This window comes from Patescibacteria group bacterium (assembly GCA_041645165.1).
In the GTDB taxonomy this organism is placed as follows: Bacteria; Patescibacteriota; Patescibacteriia; order 2-02-FULL-49-11; family 2-02-FULL-49-11; genus 2-02-FULL-49-11.
On sequence record JBAZQN010000008.1, the window covers coordinates 25,404 to 45,272 of the forward strand.

Genomic DNA, 19,869 nt, shown 5'->3' on the forward strand with positions numbered 1-19,869 from the left:
ATTCCAAATCCCAATATCCAATTCCCAATAAAGCTCCAAGCCCCAATTTCCAAAATTGATTATTTGACATTTGGATTTTGAAATTGGGATTTATTCACGAAATATGCCTCTCTCCTCAACCGTGCATGCCGTTGATTACAAACTCCTAGGACTTATATTATTACTGACCATTTTTGGCCTCGTGATGCTCGCCTCTGCTTCAAACGTGCTTGGTTTTGAACGTTTTGGCGATACTTACTATTTCACCAAACAGCAGCTTTTACATGTAGGTGTTGGGTTGATCGCGATGCTGGTAAGCATAAAAATTTCACCTGCGCTATGGCAAAAATTGGCTTTCCCCGCATTTGCGGTGACGTTAGTATTGCTCGTATTAGTGTTCATCCCCGGTATTGGCATCACCATAAATAATGCAAAAAGCTGGATCAATGTCGGCGTGAGTACCTTACAGCCGTCAGAAATTGCCAAACTTACGTTTCTCCTCTACATATGCGTCTGGTTTAAAAAACGTAAAACACATCTTACCAGCACGCTCTACGGCCTTTTGCCTTTTTTGACCCTTCTGGGGCTGCTTGCAGGATTGGTGTTCCTGCAACCAGATCCAGGCACGGTAGCAATAATCATTATTATGTCACTCGGAGTATTTTATGGCGCAGGAGCCAAATATACCCATATATTTTCTCTTACAATTATTGCAGTTATGCTTATTGGTTCTGCTATCCTTATTTCACCTTATCGTAAAGACAGGGTTGCGGTGTTTTTAAACCCTGAGAGAGACCCTACCGGCGTTGGGTACCACGTAAATCAATCCATGATTGCGATTGGCTCCGGCGGTTGGTGGGGTTTGGGATTAGGAAAATCTCGCCAAAAATTCAGCTATTTGCCGGAATCAGCAGGCGACTCGATTTTTGCGGTTATTGGTGAAGAAGGCGGATTTATCGTATCTGTGGGATTGATAATTCTTTTAGGGATATTGATCTATAGACTATTTGATATAGCATCAAGGGTGCCGGATGAATTTAGCCGTTACTTTGTGTTGGGCGTTATTTTTTGGATTGGGGTCCAGTCATTTGTAAATATGGCCGCGATGATAGGAATTGTTCCGCTCACCGGTCTTCCTTTGCCCCTGGTGAGTTTTGGGGGGACCGCGGTACTCAGTACACTTACTGCGTTGGGTGTTTGTCTAAGCATATCTCGCACTACTGCATAATAATATTATGAAGATACGTCCAATTATTTTTTCAGGAGGAGGAACCCTTGGATCAGTCATGCCGTTGGTCAGCGTTATCGAACAATTCAAAAAGCGCTATTCAAATGAAATATGTTGGTGCGGCACGTATAAAGGGCCTGAGCGAAACGTGCTTCGTTCGCTGTCAATCCATTATACGCCTTTTTTAGGCGGTAAATTCCGCAGGTATATTTCATGGAAAACATTCATTGATCCGCTCTTCATAGTAATGGGGTTTTTCCAATCGGTGTTTTTTTTCTTATTCAAAAAACCTGTTGCGATAGTTTCTGCGGGAAGCTTTATTTCAGTGCCCCTCCTGTGGGTAGCGTGGTTTTTTCAAATCCCCACCATTGCATTACAGCTTGACGTTAAGCTTGGTTTGGCGAATCGTCTGGTACTCCCATTCCTTTCGCAATTTGGGTCTCTGTTCCCTTTGCCCCAACATTCCGTCCCCATAGCATGCCCTGTGCGGAGTGCCATTCTCGCACTATCCAGTGAGAGGGATAAAATGAAAAAGGAAGCCCTGCTCCGATTTTCATTTGCCACAAAGCCCACCATTCTCGTCTTAGGCGGAGGAATTGGCGCTGAACCGCTGAACGCACTTGTGCAGGAATCAATCCATAGCCTCCTTCTCACGTTTAACGTTTTACACAGTACAGGAACATCAATTAGCCAGAAGGGTAAGCAATTATCCGGATATCGAGCACAGCCATTTTTTGGCGATGATCTGATCTTTGCTTACGCGGCCGCAGACATAATTATCAGCCGTGCGGGCATGGGCACCATTACTGAAGCCGCCGCTCTCAAAGCGCCGCTCATCCTTATACCGCTTCCACATTCTCCACAGGAGCACAATGCTGTACTGCTTGCCAAGTCCGGCGCTGCAGTGGTCCTGCATCAAAATAATTTGACATCTTCCATGTTTATTAATACCCTCACGAAACTATTAGCTGATCAAGTTTCCCTTAATGCGCTAGGTGCTTCTCTTCACAGAGCTATTCCGGTCGATGACGGTTCATCGGTGATTTCACTGATAAATAATTGTTCACCAAAACTTATAACACGATAATTCACAATATTGGAACTTCAATCTTTCGCGTTATTCTGCGTCATCATCAGCGTTCTTCCGCATCTATGAGGCATAGAAGCAGATGCACGCAGAAGTAAACTAAAGTATGTAATTTATATGGTAATGCATAAAAAACAAGTTGATTTTTCTAAAGTGTCCAACATATATTTTATCGGCATAGGCGACGAATTTTGTGCTGCAATAGCCGAATGTCTGCATCATTGGGGGAAAAAAGTCAGCGGTTCCGATACAGTGGCAAACGCGCGCACTGCGCATCTTTCCCAAATAGGAATAATGTGCCATATTAGTCCGTCACAATCCTTTGTCCCCGTACACACTGATATGGTCATTTTTTCACCGCGTGCGCATACGCACCCTGATGTCCTTAACGCCAAGCACTGGGGATTGCCTTTACACACTCCCTATGAATGTATCGGATTCATGAGTACGATCCGCACCACCATAGCAGTATCCGGCTGCCATGGCAAAACTACGGTGGCGGCTTACATAGGTTCGCTGCTTGAAAAAGCGGGTCGCGACCCAAGCGTCGTGGTAAGGACCGATGTTGACGCCTGGAAAAGCAATGTGCGCACCGGTTTCGGCAGTTATTTTGTGGTAGAAGCCGATGAGAATAAGAAGCATTTCCTTTCGCTCGTTCCCTCGATAGCGTTGTTCCTGAACATAGAACCGGATCATTTGGACTATTTTGAAAATATACAAAATATCATCAATGCATACCACGCCTTTGCGAAAAATGTAAAACGCGATGGCGCGGTTATCGCCAATGGCGATGATGAAAATATCATAGCTGCACTTAAAAAAGTTAATAACCGCATTATTTGGTTTGGCCGGCGTGAAGGCGTCGACGTGCGAGCGTTGAACGTGCAGTCGACGCGAGGACGCACTTCTTTTTCCGTGCACATCAAAAAGGGTGAGCACGATGAAGAATACCATATGGAACTGCCAGGCGAACACCAGCTTACTAATGCGCTTGCCGTTATTGCCACCGCTCATTATCTGGAGATTCCTTTTAATCTTGCACGTGAAATACTCCTTTCCTACCATGGCGCCAATAGGCATGTAAGCCTTATAGGAAAGGCAAATGGCATCGATGTTATAGATGACGCAGCAGATTATCCATCAACCATTAAAACTGTTCTTAAAGGCATTAAAGAACAATACCCGGATAAGCCTCTTTGGTGCATATTCCAAGCCTATGGCAAAAAACGCACAGACTTTATGCAGGATGAGCTCGCACAAGCTTTTACCCATGCAGACCATGTGATTCTTCGCCCTGTGAAAATGAACGATGAGGAAAGAGGCGGGGTTTCGTCTTCTCATAACCTAATCCACGCGGTCAAGGCGTATCATCCATTGGTAACCGACGGTCAAAATGACTATACATTGGCAAAAATTCTGGCTCAAATTCCTTCTAGTGCCGTATTGGTAACCATGGGCGCAGAACCGGTGAGAAGCGTAGGCGAGCATTTCTTAAAGCTTAGGCAGAAAAAACACAGTGTAGATACTTGAATATCGCATTAAAAGGTGTACACTATTTATTATTAACTTGTCGAATCATAACTTATACGATATGAAAAAAAGAAATTTGCGGAAATTTTGGAAATTGGGGAATGCCGACTATGCCACGAAGCATTTTGACGTGAATAAAGATGGCGAGCTTATCGTGCGCGAGGGTAACTATCAATATAATGTCAAAGATTTGTGCGATCGTTTTGGCACATCATTGGAGCTGTTATTTCCCCACGTGATTGAAGAGCGTCTTAACGAAACATTTGACGCGTTCCATGCGGCGATGCGAGCGCAGCGCTATCGGGGAAAATTTTTTTTCCATTACCCTATGAAGGCGAACCAAACGAAAGAATTTATACTTCCCGCTGTTTCAGAAGGCGCCCATCTTGAAACGAGCTCGGCGAATGAGCTCTGGATTGTCAAACGTATGTGGGAACAGGAGCAATTTTCCACTAAAATAAAGGTATTGTGCAACGGTCCGAAAACCAATAAATATTTATCTTTGATTGAGGAATTGAAGCTCAAGAATTTGGATATTGTTCCCATCGTAGAAAATTATTGGGAGTTTGAATATCTCCGTAGCTACCGCGGCGATATTGGCATCCGATGGGCACCTACCACCCGTATACGCTCACATTGGGACAAGCCGACCGATCAATTCGGTTTTCCCACTAAGGATTTGATCGGGCTTGGGAAGATAAGAAATCTCAAATTAATGAGTTACCACGCTGCCTCACAGGTAACGAGCGCACAAGATTTGATTACGCTTGCACGCGAGGCAATGGGGGTATACCTGCGGGTGAAGAAGAATAATCCAATGCTCGATGCGCTGAATATTGGAGGAGGGTTTGCCGTGCCGTATGAAAAGAAGAAAAAAATATACACTGTACAACAAGTAGCTCCGCGTATCGTACGGACGATTAAGTCTGCCGCAGAGCGCGGTGGGGTGCCACATCCGGATATCATTGTCGAGTGGGGACGGTATCTTATGGCACCAGCACAAATCACTGTTTATAAAATCATCGCCGAGAAAGAGATAGCCATCAACGGTCATTCCAGGGATTCAAAACACTGGTACTTTATTGACGGAAGCATTATGAATGATTTACCGGATACCTGGGGAGTAAACCAGCGTTGGCATGTAATTCCGATTAATTATATGGATGCAGTAAAATTATCACGCGTCTGGCTATCCGGATCAAGCTGTGATTCGGACGATAAGTACACCAATGGCGGTGAATGCGTTCGTTTACCGCGCCTGCAGGATCTGCGAGAAGGTGAGCCATTGTATGTAGCGGTGCTTGATACGGGAGCCTACCAGGATGCACTGGCGAGCCTTCATTGTATGCTTTCAAGCCCTGAAAAACTCGTAATCCAAAACGGGGTTATCACTGTTGCGTGCAAACGCGATACGCCAGAAGAAGTGGGGATGAAATTTGGGTGGTAGTGCGCTCGGTTTTCATACCATCATGGCGTGTCATAAAAAAGAACAGTAGAGGAAATTTATGAAGTTATGGACTTAATAACCGAAAAAGCTTGGTCTACATCAGTATTCATGAAAAACATGTTTAATTCCCAGCCAATTGATATGACTTCGATGACACCTATTCCATTCCAGGCCAATGCTTTCAGTATTAAATAATACACATCTGGTGGAGAAGTAAGGGTCATTTTTGTTGATAGTTTTATGGTGATTGAGGATAGATCTTTTACTTTTACTACATTCTTCTGATTTTTTAAGATTTTTTCTACATCTTTTTCTAATTCACTGCTTACGATAATAGTCGCTTCAGTAAGCCCTACTGATATATTGAAAAATGTATCTTTTTTATTCTCTGTCTTTTTCAGAATCTCTTGGTGTATATTGATAACACTCGGAGAATTGAGAAACATAAATTCGACAAGATTTGAGCGTACGGTAATGTTCTTTGAATCCTTCAATACTTCTACATTGGAAGTTGGCGGCTTTAATTTTCTTTTGATTCGGTGGAGGGCCATAGCTACCGCCTCCTCGGAAATTTCTTCGAGCAGTTTTTTCTCTATTTGAGGGCGCAGTTGCCTCGCTACTCCGGAAATATTTACCATATCTGCATACAGCACCTCCGACAAAAAGGGCGAACGGTCGATAAGGTCTTGTACAACTTGGGAAATGGTTGTCATGTTGGAATTATAACAATGTGTGATAATTTTGTCAATATTGTTATAAAATTTGCTTAATATAGTGAATCCTTATAAACTGTGCGTAGTTCTTTAAAATATGTTTAATTTAAGGAGATTTTCATGGAAGGTTTCAGAGCGATCGTAGGCCCACTAGCGGGCGCGTTAGCAGCATTCGCAATCGCCCGATATATATGGGCGATTTTCCAGACGATGAGGCTACCGTCTGGACAGAGAGTCACGCCGAACCGCGTGACGTGGGGAGTAATCTCTGTTATTGGCTGGACCTTTCTAGCCAATAACGTAGCTATGGGGGCGACCTACACTCTGTGGCTACCCATGGTGTACGCCATGGGACCAACAATAGTCGCTCTGATCTCAATCCGACATGGGGTTGGAGGGCGAGATAAGAATGACATCGTTGCCGGAACCATCGCAGTATTAAGCCTTATACTGTGGTGGTGGCTAGGCCTTTCGGCGGGATTCGCCGCCAACTTGATGGCCGACATTGCGGCGATCTACCCGACCATCAGGAAGGCCTACCGTCAACCCGGAACGGAAGACCGCACAGCATGGGTGTGCACAACCATTGGCTGCGTGATCAACCTGATGGCGGTTCCTGCTCCCTGGTCGGGAGTAGGTGCCTACGCTGCCTATCAGGTGGTCGCAAACGGGACCATCGCGGTTCTCGCGTTGCGACGCAAAAACGTGAAAAATACCAGCTAAGTCTTTTAGACCTCGCTGGTATTACATTTTCAGGTAAGCAATTTTCCCCTAGATTTTGAAATTGATGAAGATTTTTGTTATACTGAGACTATCATTTGTTTAAACAATAATACAGAGGCCATATGAGATTAGGCGAATATCCAGCGCAAGATGTGAGAGATATTCTTCTGCGTGCTCAGCAGGGGACTGAAGTCGTACTCACCCCTGATTCGAGATCATTAGTAGATTTTCACGCTCTCCTCATAAAAAAATTTAGACCCGGTGAAGTTGAGCCTCTTGAAGTTTTTCAGGATGAGATGAGCCGCAATCAAAATCAGGATTCAAATGTGCGCTTTATCGGTGTTGTAGCAAGAGATCCTTTAAATAACGAGGTAATAAGCGGCGCGTATGGTTCTGTGCAAGACGGTATTTTGGCAATACGTTTTACTTTAACTGAAGGAGACGAGTATCTTGGTACCCCTGCTACTGAACAAGCGGAAAAACAAGGATACCAAGGCTTCAGTGCATATCGTAGTACTGGAGTAAGTCAGTGGGTGGATGAGCTTCTTGTAGAAGTAGCACGGGAGCAACAGAAACTAATGAATCCTGAAAAGGATTTAGTTGCGTTGGTGTGTGAAGCGGTACCAAAATCTCAACATTATTGGAATAAGTTAGAAATAGAGCCGGGTAATGGGATGAGAAGACTGTACAAGCCAGAGTCAGGAGAAGAAGTGCATTATGAATTGCCTCCACTTGCTTGGAATAAAGATGGTACGCCTGCTCAGGAAGGTATTACTGAGCATCTTCAAATCGCAGTAAAAGGCCACCAAGACAGTGTTCTCGTGTCAGAATTAGAAAAAATTCTGAAAGATTGGTGGAAAGCGTGGTATATTCGCCCACGAGACCAGTTTGAGAGCAATGAGGCGTGGGAGCTTCACAAAAGAACAGTCTGGAATATTCTTGAAAATAATATTATTGCTCCAATACGCGACGCCGGAGAATTAAAATTAATAGCAAATGCAATTACAAGAAGCGAGCTCCCAAAATCAAGGCGTATTAATAGTTTAGATAAAGTTGTAGTTGGCGAAATTCTCTCAATCTCAAATCACCCGTATGCAAAAAGAATTCGAATTGCTCGAGTTAATGTCGGTGAGGAGACATTGCAAATAATATTTGGCGGACCCAATATTGGGAAAGTGGGTGACAAGGTGGCTGTGGCCTTGCCGGGAACTATGACTGACCATGGCAAATTAAAACCACAACATTTCCGACAAGAAGCTTCCGAAGCAATGATATGTTCTGCGGTTGAATTAGGATTTGTTGAAGGGGGTCCTGATGAGATTTTGATTCTTTCACATGATTCAAAGCCTGGTGCGTCCATATCAAAGCCGGAAAATGGATAAGAAACCCTAAAATAATGTTATGTCTATTTCTCTTGACCTTTCACCACCGCAATATTCCGACAGAAGTGGATTGTGATCACAAGCGATTTAATTCTAAACTTATGCTATATGAATAAAGCAAAACTCAATAAACTATCTCATGGGCTCAAACAGTTGATTATCCAGGAATCAGGTGCTGGAAAAGTCGCTAAAGGCACATTAAGCGATTATATAAAACGAAGCAAAACGCCGGTAGTGGCATTAGCCGAGCGAACCTTAAATCATTGCAACGCAGGCGCCACGCTCCAGGCTGCCCAATGGTTGAAGCAACATGTGGAAAATGGAGGCAAAATAGTAGTAACAATTGCAGGCGCACTTAGTTCATTTCAAATCGGCGTTATGCTCGCGGAGCTTATCCGGAAAGATAAAGTGCATCTTATATCAGCCACCGCCGCCAATCACGAAGAGTCTTATTATCGCTATGTCGCGCATTCGCACTATGCGTATATTCCTCGTTATACGGAATTAACCCCAGAGCAGGAAGCAGAATTGCGCGATGCGGGATTGCGGCGCATTACCGACACGTTTCTTCCGGAAGACGAGAGCGTCCGCATCATGGAGCCGCATTTGGTGAAAATGTGGAAAGAAGCGCAGGCGAAGGGCGAGCGTTATTTCCCCCACGAATATTTCCGTCGGTTGTTTGAGAAAAATCTTATTAAACCCGATACAGGCGCGAACCCTGACGATTGCTGGGCGTATGCGGCGTATAAAAAAAATATTCCCATTGTTATTCCGGGATTCGAAGATTCCACCATGGGTAATATTTTTGCGAGTTATACTTATGGCGGTAAATACCGTTTGAACAAAGATCCGCTTTTTGACCCCCACATCATCAAGACCGGCCTTGAATACTTTACCTGGCTCTACGAATGGTACATGGCGACTGCCAAAAAAAGCTCTCTCGCGTTTCTTCAGTTAGGCGGAGGCATTGCGGCTGATTTCCCCATCTGTGTCGTGCCGTCATTGATACATGACCTTCAGCTGCACGGGAAAGTCCGCCCCTGGGCGGGATTTATTGAAATTGGCTCTTCCCCAATGTCCTACGGTTCGTACTCCGGCGCCGGTGGCAAGGAGAAAATCACCTGGGACAAACTTACTCCTGAAAGTTATTATCAGATCATCCAGAGCGACGCCACGGTCGTCTTCCCCTGGATTGCCGCAGTCTTGCTGGATTTATAGACTTTGAATTACCCAAAGTAATGCACTTATTTGTATAAAATACCAATTCGACTCAGCTCACTATGACATGAATCGCGAAACGTAAATGACATCAGAAATCGCTTTAAAATTTATTTTCTTTGGCTTAATCGTCCTAGCGGTTGCTCTCGAAGTGACCGGTGATATTTTTTTCAAAAAATGGTCTATTGACAGTAGAAACGTTTTACTTTATTTTGGCCTTTTGATTTATTTTATTGGAACCATTTTTTGGGCGATTTCGCTGAAATATGAATATTTATCAAAAGCAATCTCTGTATTTACTGTTTTGAATTTAGTTATTGTTGCTCTTGTGGGCGTTCTCTATTTCAAAGAAGATTTGTCTTTGATAAATAAAATTGGAATCGGGTTAGGAATTTTGAGTGTTGTTCTTATTGAAATTTAATGTGACAAACATGAGCAGTCAAAAAATTAAAATAGGCCTTGTGCAGATGCGCTGCAGTGAAAATAGCGTTAAAAATCTGGCTCATGCGATCGAGGAGATTAAGAAAACAGCGGACAGTGGCGCACAAATAGTATGTTTGCCAGAATTTTTTTTATCGAAATATTTTTGCCAAGGGCCGAAAGATGATAAAAATTTCAAACTAGCGGAACCGATTCCCGGACCGACCACTGAAGTGCTGGGGAAGCTCGCGCTTCAATATAAAATAGTCATACTCTGCTCATTGTTTGAACAAGCTGACAGAGGCAAATATTTTAATTCCATTGCGGTTATTGATACGCAAGGCAAAATCGCTGGTGTTTACCATAAAATGCACATTCCTTCAATCCCGTCGGGGCTTTACTCGGAGGATTATTATTTTCATAAAGGCGATAAAGGAGTCATCGTAGTTGATACGCCTTACGGTAAAATCGCGCCGTTGATTTGTTACGACCAATGGTTTCCCGAACTTGCGCGCATTGCAGCGGTGAAGGGAGCTCAAATCATTTTTTATCCGACTGCCATTGGATGGCCGCACGATAATCCAAAATGGAAAAGACAAGCCGAACATGAAGCCTGGCAGATAATCCAACGCAGCCATGCAATTGCCAATAATGTGTTTGTAGCGGCGGTCAATAGAATTGGCGTAGAGGGGGATCTGAAATTTTGGGGAACGTCGTTTGTAAGCGACCCGTATGGAAGAGTGATTACTATGGCCGCAACAGACAAAGAAGAAAATGTGGTAGTGGAATGTGACTTAACTTTAATAGACAAAATGAGAAAAGATTGGCCCTTTTTGAAGGAAAGGAGAATTATGTGTGAAATTTAATTGTCAAATAAAGGTACATTATTTTCACGATCGTGAAAATAATTGCTCTTGTTAAAAATAACTCAATACCGATATGAGATATTTTATGCCGGCGGAATGGGAGCCTCATAAGGGTACGTGGATTGCCTGGCCGCATAACCGCGATCATTGGCCCGGTAAGTTCGATTCCATCCCTGGAGTTTTCGCTGAAATAATACAAAAACTTACAAAAAGTGAGAAAGTTTTTTTATTGGTGAACGACGATGCAATGGAACAAGAAGCTCGCCGTATATTAAATGAAAAGAATACTTTAATGTCGCAGGTTGAATTTGTACAGATTCCCACGAATACCTCTTGGACGCGCGATTACGGTCCAATTTTTATCCGCGATACGCAGGGTAAATTAAGCGTTATGGATTGGATCTTTACTTCATGGGGAAATAAATATCCGCCGTTCGATCTTGATGATATAGTCCCGAAAAAAATATGTCAGCAATTCGAATTTTCGCTTATAGAGCCGGGCATAGTACTGGAAGGCGGGTCCATAGACGTAAACGGGAAGGGATCGTTATTGACTACCGAACAATGCCTTTTAAATAAAAATCGCAATCCGCAGCTCAACCGCACTCAAATTGAAGTTAATTTAAAAAAATATCTCGGCGCTTCGAATATTTTGTGGCTAAAGCGGGGGATTGCGGGAGACGATACGGATGGACACATAGATGATTCAGCGCGATTTACAGATCCGTCGACTATTGTATGCGCCGTGGCGGAAAGCACAGATGATCCCGATTATGATGTATTGCGGCATAATTATGAAGATTTAAATAAATTTCGTGATCAAGATGGAGAACCTTTTAGAGTAATTCCATTTCCAACCCCTGACCCCGTGATATATGAAGGTCAAAGGCTTCCGGCGAGTTACATAAATTTTTACATCGCAAATAAGAGTGTACTTTTACCTACCTTTAGGTGTAAAAAAGATCAAGAAGCGCAGCGTATACTTCAAGAGCTTTTCTCCACTCGTTCCGTTATTGGTATAGATTGTACTGATCTTATCTGGGGTCTGGGGGCCATACATTGTTCAACGCAGCAGCAGCCTTTATGAGCCATTTTGTCTGAAACGGCTCGAATGAATAGCTTAAATAATGAAATATAAATTACCTATCGTACATGGCGGTTTTTTTGTTTTTATGGTACTCTGTGAGTGAAATTATTGATTAATGAGCCATTTGGCGCGAAATGGCTTGATTATAAATATGTCACTATTAACTAAAATTTTTGGCGACCCAAACGAGCGTTTTATTAAGGAAGTAACCCCACAGGTTGAACGGATTAATTCGCTTGAAGCAGAAAATAAAAAGCTCTCTGACGACGCGCTGAAGGCAAAGACGCAGGAATTTAAGGGCCGCGTTGAACAGGGCACCACGCTTGATGATTTATTACCAGAAGCCTTCGCCGCCGTGCGGGAAGCGGCGGGACGCACTATCGAACAACGCCATTTTGACGTGCAGCTCATTGGAGGCATGGCGCTTCACCGTGGCATGATCGCGGAAATGAGGACAGGAGAAGGAAAAACATTGACTGCCACGCTGCCTTTATATCTCAATGCGCTCGCAGGGAAAGGCGCTCATTTGGTCACAGTCAACGATTATCTTGCGCGTCTGCATGCGTCTTGGATGGGAAGGGTATATCATGCGCTTGGTCTTACCGTAGGCTGCACACAGCAGCAGTTAGTGTCGTATATTTATGATCCGGAAGCAAAAAAACAGGAAATCCCGAAAGACGGATCTGATGCCGAGGAAAAAGAAATTGCACGATATACCGTTGACATGGATTTTCTACGTCCCGTCACCCGTAAAGAGGCTTATGCGGCGGATATCACCTATGGCACGAATAATGAATTCGGATTCGATTACCTGCGGGATAACATGGTAGGGGATCTTGCGGAAATGGCGCAGAGAGAATTGTGCTATGCCATTGTCGACGAGGTGGACTCTATCCTTATTGATGAGGCGCGCACGCCTCTTATTATTTCCGCTCCCGCGGAGGAGTCCGGTGATTTATATTATAAATTTGCCGATCTGGTTACGACGCTTTCCGAAGGCCCTGATTATAACGTGGATGAAAAAATGCGCACTGCAACGCTTACCGAGGAAGGCGTTCATAAAATGGAACGCGCGCTTAATATCACCAATCTGTACGCGGAAGGAGGCTTAAATCTCGTGCATCATCTGGAGCAGGCGCTCCGTGCGCATGCGCTCTTTAAGCGCGACCGTGATTATGTGGTAAAAGACAATGAAGTCATCATTGTGGATGAATTCACCGGCCGGCTCATGTTTGGGCGCCGTTATTCAGAAGGGCTCCATCAGGCCATTGAGGCAAAGGAAAAAGTGGAGATACAGCGCGAATCGCGTACGCTTGCCACGGTGACCTTCCAAAACTATTTTAGGCTTTATAAAAAACTCGCGGGCATGACAGGCACTGCAGTGACAGAAGCGGAAGAATTCCATAAAATATATAACCTTGATGTGGTATCGATCCCTACCCACCGCCCGATGATCCGCAAAGATTTGCCAGACCGGATTTACAAATCGGCAAATGGTAAATGGCAGTCAATAGTACAGGAGGTTAAAGTGCGCCATGAATCTGGACAACCAATTCTCATTGGCACGGTCTCCATTGAAAAAAACGAGCATTTGTCGCATTTGCTTTCACTCGAGGGCATTCCTCATAACGTATTAAATGCTAAACGCCATGAAGAAGAGGCAAGATTCATCGCGCAAGCGGGAAAACGCGGTAGCGTGACGGTCGCTACAAATATGGCAGGGCGCGGCGTAGACATTATTTTGGGCGGCAACCCGCCGGCGGCAGATGAGGCGGCGCTCATTAAAAGCTTGGGAGGACTCCATGTGATCGGCACTGAGCGGCATGAAGCGCGGCGTATTGATAACCAACTGCGCGGACGTGCGGGACGCCAAGGCGATCCGGGATCGAGCCAATTTTTCCTTTCCATGGAAGACGACCTTATGCGCATTTTCGGTTCAGACCGCATGAAAGGGCTGATGGAGCGCATGGGTATGCCTGAGGACATGCCCATTGAGAACCGCATGGTCTCCAAATCAATCGAATCAGCACAGAGGAAGGTGGAGGGACATAATTTCGACATCCGTAAACATTTAGTGGAATATGACGACATTATCAATAAACACCGCGAAGTTATTTATAAAAAAAGAAGGGAAATACTCAACACTACCCAATCGCCTGACCCTTCCGCAATATCAAAAATACTGCTGAATATGATCGAAGAAGAAATAAGCGCCGTGGTACTGTTTCATACCTCCGCACAAGCGACAGACGAATGGAATCTTGATGAGATTTATGAAACGGTTGATAGCATTGTGCCCTTGCCGTTACAATCAAGGATTAAGATAGATGAGATACATGACGTTAAAAGTGAAAAAATGGGCGATGCGCCAAAACGAACGGCCATTGTGGGCTACCTCATGGGGTATGTTGAATCGCATTTTAAGGAATTAGAGACAAGCATAAATATCGCACTAAAATCTCCTGTATTCATAAATATCGAACGGGGCATTCTCTTGCGCGCGATTGACACGCTTTGGATCGAGCATTTGGATGCCATGGATCACTTACGTACCGGTATTGGCCTGCGCGGGTATGGCCAGCGTGATCCTTTGGTGGAATATAAGCGGGAGTCATACCGTATGTTTACTGAATTGCTCACCGCCATTAGAAAAGAAGTGGTGTACTCTATTTTCAAAATCGGCGCTGCCCAGCGATTTGCGCAAAGCACGCTAGCGCGCGAACAGCCAATGATACTTTCAGGGCCTGCAAAAGAAATGGAACGGGCGCGCGCGGCCTCACAAGCGCAAAACGCCGCCATATCAAAAACCACTTCATTTAATGGCAAAAAGGTGGGACGCAACGATCCCTGCCCATGCGGAGCAAAAAAACTAGATGGTACTCCGATAAAGTATAAGCACTGCCATGGGAAGTAGAAGTATCACAAAACTACTAACACTCTGTATAATTCATCAGCATCCGAAAATATTGCTTGCAATGAAAAAGCGTGGATTTGGAGCAGGAAGATGGAATGGTTTTGGTGGTAAGGTTTCTGCGGGGGAAACGATAAAAGATGCGGCGAGAAGAGAAATGCGAGAAGAAGCTGGGATAGAAACTAAAAACATGGATAAGGTTGGAATTTTAGAGTTTGAATACAGGGGTAACCCTGAAATTCTAGAAGTTCATATTTTTAAATCGGATAATTTTTCAGGAGTACCAGTTGAAACGGAAGAAATGAAACCGCAATGGTTTCACTTTGATGAGATTCCATTCAATGAAATGTGGCCAGATGATATACATTGGATGCCATTATTATTGAGCGGAAAGAAATTCAAAGGAAAATTTCTTTTCGGAGAATCCGATAATATTCTTGAGCAAGAATTAATGGAGGTTAAAGAGATATAATTCCTTAGAGATGACTAAAGAATTACCAAAAAAATTTTATCAAAAAGGTGCAATTGAATTAGCTCCAAAATTTCTTGGAAAGTACTTGGTGCACAAGACAACTAAAGGAATCATTTCAGGTATGATCACGGATGTTGAAGCTTATCCTGCATATATAGACAAAGTATCGCATGGGAACATCAGGACGAAAAGAACTGAGGTAATGTATCGTGAGGGTGGTTATGGCTATGTATATAAGATTTACGGTATCCATTATCAATTTGCAATAGTAGTAAATCAAAAAGATATTCCTGAAGTAGTCTTCATAAGAGCGGTGAAACCAGAAGAAGGGATTGATATGATGAGAAAGAATTTCGGCAAAGAGGTTGACACGACGACCCTTACGAAATCCCCGGGAAATCTATGTAAATCATTCGGAATTACTGATGCTTTTTATGGCATTGATTTAACTGGCGATATACTTTGGCTGGAAGATCGAAATGTGGTTATAGACAAAAAGGATATTTTGACCGATCAGAGAGTTGGGATAAATAAAAAACTTCAAGGGAGTGAAAAGAAGTTTAGATTTTTCCTGTAAAAAAAGATATTTCGATATGTCTATATTTCGAAATGTCGAAATTCTCGTATATGGCTACGATACAAAAGTTTGAAGATTTGATTTGCTGGCAACGGGCTCGAGGATTGGCGAATTTCATATTTGATATAACGGACAACGTTTCTTTTAAAGATTTCGACTTGAAACGACAAATCCGCCGAGCAGCAATTTCGCCGATGTCCAACATTGCAGAAGGTTTTGATCGCGGCACACAGGCTGAATTCATTGACGCACTTTTTATTGCCAAAGGCGAGACAGGAGAAGTGGGGAGTCAATTGTATATTGCCCACGATTGAAGATATATCGACATTTCGACATTTCAAAATGGTCTTCGTCTGACGGACGAGTGTTCGCGCTTGATCCAAAGTTTCGCCGACAAGGTGAAGGGCGGCTCTTGTCGAGGTATGCAATTCAAACGTGTTCTCCCGCCTGATCCGGGCAAAGCAATTTTGAAACACTATAATCCAGAACTTTTTAAGAAATGGTATCCAGATGAAACATGATGAATATTTTTAAATGCTGTAAATATGAAAAATAAGATTCCTCAATGGATTGTGGTATCGGCTTGCATTACTGATACACAAGGCCGTATTTTCATGCAACGCCGTTTTGATCCTCAAATACCTCTTGCTCATGGCAAATGGGAGTTTCCGGGAGGAAAGATTGAATCTGGAGAAAACCCCACTAAGGCCCTTAAGAGAGAATGCAAAGAAGAAATTGGTTGTGATATTACGATAAAACGCCTTATTCCGTATGTGTGGACCAATATTTGGAAAGAACGACACGGTAAACAAATACAAGCATTTCTTCTCTGCTATCATTGCTCCATAAAAAAAGGCAAACCACACCCTACAAATCCAGAAGTTTCGGAAATCCGCTGGTGTTCCCAAAAAGAAATAAAGAAATTAAAAGTGCTTCCCGGTACTCATGAATTTATTCAGCATGCGCATTTATAAAGTCATCATTTTCATAATCGTTTTTGCAACACCTTTCACACTTCATGCCGAGGATGTACAGCAGCCCTTGCAGGCTGTTTTTGTTTCAAGTTCATCATTGAGTGCACTGCAGCGAATTACAGTACCCATACCCGAAGGATTGGGAAATGAATGGGATGTAACTGCAATTGATCGCACTCTATTTTTTACCGCTACCCATGGCAATATTTACGCCTGGAGTCTTGATGAAAAGACGTTTAGCACGTTTCCGACCTATGGGAAAGGATTCGATAATCCAATAGCCTATACCGCTTGCCGAAAACAAAACAGCACCTTTATTGCGGTAGTGCCGAGTTATGGGAATGCCCATGTGCTTACCTTCGCACCCTCGGGAAGACTGTTGAATCCCGGTTTCTTTTTTGCGTCAAAGCCAAAATCGTATCGCACTATAACATGCGTTGATATAAATAATGATCAGAATGATGAATTAGTGATAGGGGAGAGGATAGGCAGCGCACTCACCATCACTATTTTGAATTTTATTGATGGAAAGCCAATTCAAACATTTAATATCAACGATTGGGGACCGTTTGATTTTGAACTTAATCGTATTGATTTAGGAGGCGACGGCATTGATGAAATTCTTATCGGAAGCGGGGGATTGCGAGATCCTGAAATTCGGATTTATCGCAGTGACGGTTCATTGATAAATTCTCTCATGGCGTTTCCAAATGAATTTAAGGGCGGCATCTACGTGCAAAGCGGCGATTTGGATTATGACGGGAAAGAAGAATTAATCGTTGGATCGGGCCCGGGAAGCGGGCAGCTCCGCGTACTGGATGGATTTGGCAATGAAAAGATGACGAATAAATTCTTCCCCTTAGGAGCAAATTTTCGGGGCGGTGTAATTCCATTAAAGGTGAATGATGAAATCATAGCTTTGCAGTCATCACGGCTCATAGAGGATAGTTCACTTTCTAAATCCATATCTATTAACACTACAGACCAAACATTATCTGTGCTTGCGTATGGCTACTTATTTGCCTCTTTTCCCATCTCTACAGGCACATGGGATTATCCCACTCCTCTTGGGAATCACAAGGTAATCAATAAAATCCCACGCGCGTATTCGCGCCGTTGGGGGCTTTTCATGCCGTGGTGGATGGCAATCGTGCCATCCGGCACCTATGGCATCCACGAGCTGCCAGAGTGGCCTAATGGAACAAAAGAGGGCGAAGACCACCTTGGGAGCCGCCGTTCCCACGGCTGTATACGGGTGGGGGTAGGAGTTGCAAAAGCGCTCTACGATTGGACTCCAATTGGCACTCCCATTATAGTTAAATAATAAATTGAGGTGCCGTAACTATTCAATGTTCCAAAATAAACGAATTATGGACACCACCCCTTGTCCCCTCCTTAGCAAGGAGGGGATGGGGAGGTCTCCTTTGGAAAAAGGTGAACTCTAGGTACTTTTTTGACTTTTTTAGAGATTTTGATACAATGCGTAAGGATTTCTATGACTAATAAACAAAGGCTTTGGATGTATGTAGGGCTCATCATAGCGCTCTTTTTAATTGCACTTATTTTTGCCGCGCCTAAACTCCCCACTGCGGTTCCCGCGGCTTCTTTTTTTGCTAAATTTCCTTATAAATTAGGCTTGGATCTCAAGGGAGGCGCCCACCTTATTTACCAAGCAGACACCTCGCAAGTGCCCTTTGCAGACAAACAATCCGCAATCAACGGCGTCCGCGATGTAATCGAACGGCGGGTCAATGCGTTCGGCATTTCAGAACCTCTGGTGCAAACTAACCAATCAGGCGATGAATACCGCGTCATTGTGGAGCTTGCAGGCGTATTTAATGTTGATGAGGCGATAAAACTTATCGGAGAAACTCCGTTGCTTGAATTTAAAACGCAAAACCCCGTAGCGGATGCACCGCTTACTGAAGAACAAAAGCAACAGCTTATAAAAGATAATGAAACAGTCCTGAAGAGCGCTCAAGAAGTACTCGTGCAATCACATGCACCCAATGCTGATTTTAGCGCATTGGCAAAACAATATTCAGAAGACCCTGGATCCAAAGAGCAGGGAGGGGATTTAGGATGGGCAAAAAAGGGAGTATTTGTGCCTGAATTCGATAAGGCGATTTTTGAAACCCTTAAAGCAGGGGAAACCACCAAAGAATTAGTGCAAACCCAATTCGGCTACCATATTATCAAAAAGATTGAAGAGCGCGAGGTGGAAGGCGCGGCGAAAGGTGAACCGGAAAAGGAAGTCCATGCCGCGCATATACTCCTCCGCACCATCGCTGAACAAGATATCTCATCTCAAGTTGACCCGTGGGTTAATACCGCGCTCTCGGGAAAACAACTTAAGCGCGCCAGTGTTCAATTCAACTCACAAACAGGGGAACCGAATGTCAATCTGGAATTCAATGATGAGGGATCGAAACTTTTTGCGGAGCTCACCGGCGCCAACATCGGCAAACCTATTGCTATATTTCTTGACGGGCAGGCAATTTCAGTGCCTACGGTTCAGGAAAAAATTGAAGGCGGCAGCGCAGTCATCACCGGGAGGTTTAATATAAAAGAAGCCCGCACGCTCGCAGAACGCCTCAATGCGGGCGCGCTGCCCGTCCCCATTCATTTGATTGCGCAAACCACCGTAGGCCCCACCCTCGGTTCTTTGTCTTTAAACCAGAGCCTGCGCGCAGGTATGATAGGAATACTTATCGTAATGTTATTCATGATATTGTACTATCGTTTACCCGGCATCATCGCTTCGTTCGCGTTATTGCTCTATGCGAGCATCGTACTTGTTCTTTTTAAACTCATACCCGTGACACTCACGCTCGCAGGCATAGCCGGCTTTATCCTTTCAGTGGGCATGGCAGTTGACGCGAATATCCTTATTTTTGAGCGTCTCAAAGAAGAGCTAAAAGCGGGAAGGGACCTGCCCACGGCCGTTGAAGAAGGCTTTAAACGCGCGTGGACCTCCATCCGAGATTCGAATTTTTCGTCTCTCATCACCTGTGCGGTCCTTATGTGGTTTGGCAGCTCTGTCATCAAAGGTTTTGCAGTTACCCTGATCATCGGTATTCTTTCATCCATGTTTACCGCCATTACCGTAAGCAGAACCATTTTAAAGGCAATCGCCTTAACCGGAGCGAAGAGGCATTTATGGATGTTTGGTTACCACCGCATTGAGACTAAGAGTGGCGATATGAAAATGTAAAGATATGATTTTTCTGAGTCGTTTCAGTGTATATTTCAGTG

18 protein-coding genes are annotated in these 19,869 nt (G+C 43.9%); 17 read left to right on the forward strand and 1 reads right to left on the reverse strand.

The features are described 5' to 3' along the window. Positions 1 to 103 precede the first annotated feature (103 nt). The 4 genes from ftsW (at position 104) to WC659_03880 (ending at position 5,271) form a co-directional block, all read left to right on the forward strand. A complete protein-coding gene (ftsW, locus tag WC659_03865) occupies positions 104 to 1,207 on the forward strand; it encodes a putative lipid II flippase FtsW (GenBank protein MFA4873045.1) in 1,104 nt (367 codons plus the stop codon). A 7-nt stretch (positions 1,208 to 1,214) separates the two neighbouring features. Then, positions 1,215 to 2,294 carry a UDP-N-acetylglucosamine--N-acetylmuramyl-(pentapeptide) pyrophosphoryl-undecaprenol N-acetylglucosamine transferase gene (locus WC659_03870; GenBank protein ID MFA4873046.1) on the forward strand — a complete coding sequence of 360 codons (1,080 nt, stop codon included), beginning with the start codon at positions 1,215 to 1,217 and terminating at the stop codon, positions 2,292 to 2,294. A gap of 117 nt (positions 2,295 to 2,411) precedes the next feature. After that, positions 2,412 to 3,824 carry a Mur ligase family protein gene (locus WC659_03875; GenBank protein ID MFA4873047.1) on the forward strand — a complete coding sequence of 471 codons (1,413 nt, stop codon included), beginning with the start codon at positions 2,412 to 2,414 and terminating at the stop codon, positions 3,822 to 3,824. A 61-nt stretch (positions 3,825 to 3,885) separates the two neighbouring features. After that, positions 3,886 to 5,271, forward strand: a complete 1,386-nt coding sequence (locus WC659_03880) for a hypothetical protein (protein ID MFA4873048.1) — start codon at positions 3,886 to 3,888, stop codon at positions 5,269 to 5,271. Between the two features lie 56 nt (positions 5,272 to 5,327). Here WC659_03880 and WC659_03885 read toward each other — a convergent pair whose 3' ends face one another. Next, a complete protein-coding gene (locus WC659_03885; protein ID MFA4873049.1) occupies positions 5,328 to 5,984 on the reverse strand; it encodes a hypothetical protein in 657 nt (218 codons plus the stop codon). Between the two features lie 120 nt (positions 5,985 to 6,104). On the opposite strand from WC659_03885, the gene WC659_03890 reads away from it, so the two are divergent. From WC659_03890 to secD, 13 genes are all read left to right on the forward strand, one after another. Continuing rightward, a complete protein-coding gene (locus WC659_03890; protein ID MFA4873050.1) occupies positions 6,105 to 6,707 on the forward strand; it encodes a hypothetical protein in 603 nt (200 codons plus the stop codon). A 122-nt stretch (positions 6,708 to 6,829) separates the two neighbouring features. Next, entirely contained in the window at positions 6,830 to 8,089 is a 1,260-nt protein-coding gene (locus WC659_03895) for a hypothetical protein (protein ID MFA4873051.1), read from the forward strand. Positions 8,090 to 8,197: 108 nt separating this feature from the next. After that, entirely contained in the window at positions 8,198 to 9,307 is a 1,110-nt protein-coding gene (locus WC659_03900) for a deoxyhypusine synthase family protein (GenBank protein MFA4873052.1), read from the forward strand. 85 nt (positions 9,308 to 9,392) lie between these two features. Then, positions 9,393 to 9,728: an SMR family transporter gene (locus WC659_03905; GenBank protein ID MFA4873053.1), complete on the forward strand. Its 336-nt coding sequence runs from the start codon at positions 9,393 to 9,395 to the stop codon at positions 9,726 to 9,728. A gap of 10 nt (positions 9,729 to 9,738) precedes the next feature. After that, the gene (locus WC659_03910; GenBank protein MFA4873054.1) at positions 9,739 to 10,593 is read left to right on the forward strand and encodes a carbon-nitrogen hydrolase; all 855 of its coding nucleotides are present in this window, start codon (positions 9,739 to 9,741) and stop codon (positions 10,591 to 10,593) included. A gap of 85 nt (positions 10,594 to 10,678) precedes the next feature. After that, a complete protein-coding gene (locus tag WC659_03915; protein ID MFA4873055.1) occupies positions 10,679 to 11,680 on the forward strand; it encodes an agmatine deiminase family protein in 1,002 nt (333 codons plus the stop codon). 151 nt (positions 11,681 to 11,831) lie between these two features. Beyond that, entirely contained in the window at positions 11,832 to 14,594 is a 2,763-nt protein-coding gene (gene secA, locus WC659_03920; protein ID MFA4873056.1) for a preprotein translocase subunit SecA, read from the forward strand. Continuing rightward, positions 14,584 to 15,063 carry an 8-oxo-dGTP diphosphatase gene (locus WC659_03925; GenBank protein ID MFA4873057.1) on the forward strand — a complete coding sequence of 160 codons (480 nt, stop codon included), beginning with the start codon at positions 14,584 to 14,586 and terminating at the stop codon, positions 15,061 to 15,063. Before secA ends, WC659_03925 begins: the two co-directional genes overlap by 11 nt. A 10-nt stretch (positions 15,064 to 15,073) precedes the next feature. Next, positions 15,074 to 15,640, forward strand: coding sequence for a DNA-3-methyladenine glycosylase (locus WC659_03930; GenBank protein MFA4873058.1), 567 nt, complete (start codon positions 15,074 to 15,076; stop codon positions 15,638 to 15,640). A 50-nt stretch (positions 15,641 to 15,690) separates the two neighbouring features. Next, a complete protein-coding gene (locus tag WC659_03935) occupies positions 15,691 to 15,954 on the forward strand; it encodes a four helix bundle protein (GenBank protein ID MFA4873059.1) in 264 nt (87 codons plus the stop codon). Between the two features lie 231 nt (positions 15,955 to 16,185). Next, positions 16,186 to 16,614 carry an NUDIX domain-containing protein gene (locus WC659_03940; protein ID MFA4873060.1) on the forward strand — a complete coding sequence of 143 codons (429 nt, stop codon included), beginning with the start codon at positions 16,186 to 16,188 and terminating at the stop codon, positions 16,612 to 16,614. Further along, positions 16,601 to 17,938, forward strand: coding sequence for a L,D-transpeptidase family protein (locus tag WC659_03945; GenBank protein ID MFA4873061.1), 1,338 nt, complete (start codon positions 16,601 to 16,603; stop codon positions 17,936 to 17,938). The genes WC659_03940 and WC659_03945 overlap by 14 nt, the downstream gene beginning before the upstream one ends. 171 nt (positions 17,939 to 18,109) lie before the next feature. Continuing rightward, positions 18,110 to 19,828, forward strand: coding sequence for a protein translocase subunit SecD (secD, locus tag WC659_03950; GenBank protein MFA4873062.1), 1,719 nt, complete (start codon positions 18,110 to 18,112; stop codon positions 19,826 to 19,828). The last annotated feature ends 41 nt before the right edge of the window (positions 19,829 to 19,869 follow it).

Excerpts from the sequence above, each read along its gene's own strand:
- WC659_03885 (MFA4873049.1), bottom strand. The coding sequence starts at position 5,984 with ATGACAACCATTTCCCAAGTTGTACAAGACCTTATCGACCGTTCGCCC.
- WC659_03910 (MFA4873054.1), top strand. The coding sequence starts at position 9,739 with ATGAGCAGTCAAAAAATTAAAATAGGCCTTGTGCAGATGCGCTGCAGT.
- WC659_03915 (MFA4873055.1), top strand. The coding sequence starts at position 10,679 with ATGCCGGCGGAATGGGAGCCTCATAAGGGTACGTGGATTGCCTGGCCG.
- WC659_03905 (MFA4873053.1), top strand. The coding sequence starts at position 9,393 with ATGACATCAGAAATCGCTTTAAAATTTATTTTCTTTGGCTTAATCGTC.
- WC659_03935 (MFA4873059.1), top strand. The coding sequence starts at position 15,691 with ATGGCTACGATACAAAAGTTTGAAGATTTGATTTGCTGGCAACGGGCT.
- WC659_03900 (MFA4873052.1), top strand. The coding sequence starts at position 8,198 with ATGAATAAAGCAAAACTCAATAAACTATCTCATGGGCTCAAACAGTTG.
- secA (MFA4873056.1), top strand. The coding sequence starts at position 11,832 with ATGTCACTATTAACTAAAATTTTTGGCGACCCAAACGAGCGTTTTATT.
- WC659_03890 (MFA4873050.1), top strand. The coding sequence starts at position 6,105 with ATGGAAGGTTTCAGAGCGATCGTAGGCCCACTAGCGGGCGCGTTAGCA.
- WC659_03930 (MFA4873058.1), top strand. The coding sequence starts at position 15,074 with ATGACTAAAGAATTACCAAAAAAATTTTATCAAAAAGGTGCAATTGAA.
- WC659_03925 (MFA4873057.1), top strand. The coding sequence starts at position 14,584 with ATGGGAAGTAGAAGTATCACAAAACTACTAACACTCTGTATAATTCAT.
- WC659_03870 (MFA4873046.1), top strand. The coding sequence starts at position 1,215 with ATGAAGATACGTCCAATTATTTTTTCAGGAGGAGGAACCCTTGGATCA.
- WC659_03945 (MFA4873061.1), top strand. The coding sequence starts at position 16,601 with ATGCGCATTTATAAAGTCATCATTTTCATAATCGTTTTTGCAACACCT.
- secD (MFA4873062.1), top strand. The coding sequence starts at position 18,110 with ATGACTAATAAACAAAGGCTTTGGATGTATGTAGGGCTCATCATAGCG.
- WC659_03875 (MFA4873047.1), top strand. The coding sequence starts at position 2,412 with ATGGTAATGCATAAAAAACAAGTTGATTTTTCTAAAGTGTCCAACATA.
- WC659_03880 (MFA4873048.1), top strand. The coding sequence starts at position 3,886 with ATGAAAAAAAGAAATTTGCGGAAATTTTGGAAATTGGGGAATGCCGAC.
- ftsW (MFA4873045.1), top strand. The coding sequence starts at position 104 with ATGCCTCTCTCCTCAACCGTGCATGCCGTTGATTACAAACTCCTAGGA.
- WC659_03940 (MFA4873060.1), top strand. The coding sequence starts at position 16,186 with ATGAAAAATAAGATTCCTCAATGGATTGTGGTATCGGCTTGCATTACT.
- WC659_03895 (MFA4873051.1), top strand. The coding sequence starts at position 6,830 with ATGAGATTAGGCGAATATCCAGCGCAAGATGTGAGAGATATTCTTCTG.